This is a genomic window from Streptomyces boluensis, assembly GCF_009908195.1.
GTDB classification, from domain to species: domain Bacteria; phylum Actinomycetota; class Actinomycetes; order Streptomycetales; family Streptomycetaceae; genus Streptomyces; species Streptomyces boluensis.
The window spans coordinates 1-2,445 of record NZ_JAAAHS010000627.1; the positions used below are offsets into that span (position 1 = coordinate 1).

At 73.1% G+C, this 2,445-nt stretch carries 3 protein-coding genes; 2 read left to right on the forward strand and 1 reads right to left on the reverse strand.

Translation table 11 applies throughout. The annotated features are described in order from the left end of the window. Position 1 precedes the first annotated feature (1 nt). Positions 2-643 (forward strand): M23 family metallopeptidase, encoded by a 642-nt coding sequence (locus GUY60_RS36765; protein WP_161705847.1) that lies wholly within the window; start codon positions 2-4, stop codon positions 641-643. A gap of 99 nt (positions 644-742) precedes the next feature. Here the strand turns inward: GUY60_RS36765 and GUY60_RS36770 are convergent, their stop codons facing one another. Next, positions 743-1,669 (reverse strand): ketopantoate reductase family protein, encoded by a 927-nt coding sequence (locus GUY60_RS36770; RefSeq protein WP_161705848.1) that lies wholly within the window; start codon positions 1,667-1,669, stop codon positions 743-745. 101 nt (positions 1,670-1,770) lie between these two features. On the opposite strand from GUY60_RS36770, the gene GUY60_RS36775 reads away from it, so the two are divergent. Beyond that, complete coding sequence (locus GUY60_RS36775; RefSeq protein WP_161705849.1) at positions 1,771-2,427, forward strand: winged helix-turn-helix domain-containing protein; 657 nt, start codon at positions 1,771-1,773, stop codon at positions 2,425-2,427. Positions 2,428-2,445 lie beyond the last annotated feature (18 nt).

The window sequence follows — 2,445 nt, forward strand, 5'->3', positions numbered from 1 at the left end:
GGTGACCCGCGTGACCTTCACCGGAGCGGCGCTCGCCCTTCCCGTGGTCGCGGCGGGCACCGCCAGTGCCCTGGAGGGCGACGGCACCTACACCGTCGCGTCCGGCGACACCCTCTCCGGCATAGCCGAGGAGCAGGGCGTCGAGGGCGGCTGGAAGGAGCTGTACGACCTCAACACCGCCGTGATCGGCGACGACCCGAACCTGCTGCAGGTCGGCGACGAGCTCCGCCTCACCTCCGAACAGGCCGTGCTGCCGGTCGAGGGCGGCACCAGGACCGCCGGTTTCGCGGCGAGCGGCGACCACTGGGCCGAGGGCCACACCGGGCAGGACTTCGCCGTCCCGGTCGGCACGCGGGTCGAAGCCGCCCTGGAGGGCACCGTGGTCTCGGCGGGCTGGGGCGACTCCTTCGGCTACGAGATCGTCGTCAAGCACGGCGCCGACGGGTACACGCACTACGCCCACCTGTCCCAGATCGACGTGTCCGAGGGCGAGTCGGTCGGCACCGGCGACCGGATCGGCGCGTCCGGCGCCACCGGCAACGTCACAGGCCCGCACCTGCACTTCGAGGTCCGCACCAGCCCCGAGTACGGCTCGGCGGTCGACCCGGTGGACTGGCTGCGGGAGCACGGCGCCCGGATCTGACGGGGCGCCGCCCCGCGTACGACTTTCTCCCCACGGGCGGGGTCCGTTGCCCCCACCGCTTCGCGAGCGGACCCCGCCCCCTGCCCGCGGCGGCCGGGCTCAGCCGTCGAGCGCGCCGGGCGCACCGACCTCGGCGACCTCGGCGACGAGCCCGGCCGTCCGCGGCACCTCCACCCCGTGCCGCGCGGCGGCGCGCAGCAGTGCCCCGCCGATCGCGTCGAGCTCAAGCGGCCGGCCCGCCGCCGCGTCCCGCTGCATCGACGAACGCGTCTCGGCCGGCACCTTGTCGATGAACGTGAGCAGCGCCGGTACGTCGAGCGGCGCCCCCTGCGCGGCGGACACCTCCGCGAACTCCCCGACCACGGCGAGCATCCGGTCCCGGTGGGCCGTGCGCACCTCGCCCACCGGCACCCCGTACCGCGTCGTCAGGAGCGCCACCGGCAGCAGGAACGACAGCTTGCCCCAGAGCATCGCTGTCTCGTCCGGCAGCACGTCGACGTGCTGACCGCTCTCCCTGAGCACCGCCGCGAACCGCTCCACGCGCGCGTGCGGGGCGGTGGAACTGGCCAGCTCCACGCGCGCGTTGAGCCCGCCGTGCTCGATCACGCCGGGCGCGACGCGGGTGGACTCGACCCGGATCGTGCCCGGTACGACCTGTTCGGCCGGATACCGCTCGCGCAGTACGTCGACGTGTTCGAAGCCGTTCAGGAGCGGCACCACGAGCCCCTCGCCGAGCGCCTCGCGCGGTACCCGGTCGAGCGCGGCGCGCAGCCCCGTCTCCTTGGGCGTGACGAGCAATGCGTCGACCGGCTCCCGCAGTTCGGTATCCGCCTCCACGCGCGCGGTGAAGTCGCCGAAGACGCCGCTGCGCACGGTCAGGCCGCGCTCGTTCAGTACGGCAGCGGTCTGCGCGCGGGCCAGACAGATCACCCGGTGCCCGGCGCGGGCGAGCAGCCCGGCACAGAGCCCGCCGACCCCACCGGGTCCGAGCACGGCAACGGTCCACGGTGCAGCAGTAGTTGTCATGGCCGTCAGCTTGGCAGAGGCGTCGGCGGCGACACGCGCGGGACCGGGAAAAGCGTGCAAGAAAAATTGCGCAACAGAATTTTCGTATCTATCGTCGGGTTATGGCAGACGACAGCGAGCGGCAGAGCGCCCGGCGCGCGGCGGCCCGGCAGGTGCGCCGCAGATCCAAGGGCGAAGCCCGCGCGATCGAGGACCTCGACACCCTCAAGGCCCTCGGCCACCCCCTGCGGATGAAGCTCTACCGCGCCCTGTACGTAGCCGAGACGGCCACCGCGTCGCAGCTCGCCGGGACCGTCGACGAGGCGGTGTCGCTGGTCAGTTACCACCTGCGCAAGCTCGCCGAGCACGGCCTCATCGAGGACGCCGACGGGCCGGGCGGACCCGGCGGCGACGGCCGCGAGCGCTGGTGGCGGACCGCGTCCGACGGTGTGCGCACCCAGGACGAGGACTTCAGCGACGCCCCGGAGAAGGTCGTGGCGCACAGCGCGCTCTCCCGGCTCTCCCTGGAGCAACGCGGCGAGCTGTACCGCGACTTCGTCGACGCGCGCTCCGCCTGGGGCGCGAACTGGCGTGCCGCAGCGTTCAGTTCCGAGGTTTTCACCCGCATGACCGTCGAGGAACTGCAACAGCTCAACACCGAGCTGCACGCCCTCGTCCAGAGCCACAAGGACCGGGCCACCGCCGCCGAGGAAGCCGGCGACACCGAGGGCCGCGAGCATGTGGCAGTGCACTTCTACGGCTTCCCGTTCCGGCCGTGACCACCGCGCCCCCACCCC

What these genes read in the sequence shown, in the direction of transcription:
- GUY60_RS36770 (WP_161705848.1), bottom strand. Translation starts at nt 1,669, where the DNA reads ATGACAACTACTGCTGCACCGTGGACCGTTGCCGTGCTCGGACCCGGT.
- GUY60_RS36775 (WP_161705849.1), top strand. Translation starts at nt 1,771, where the DNA reads ATGGCAGACGACAGCGAGCGGCAGAGCGCCCGGCGCGCGGCGGCCCGG.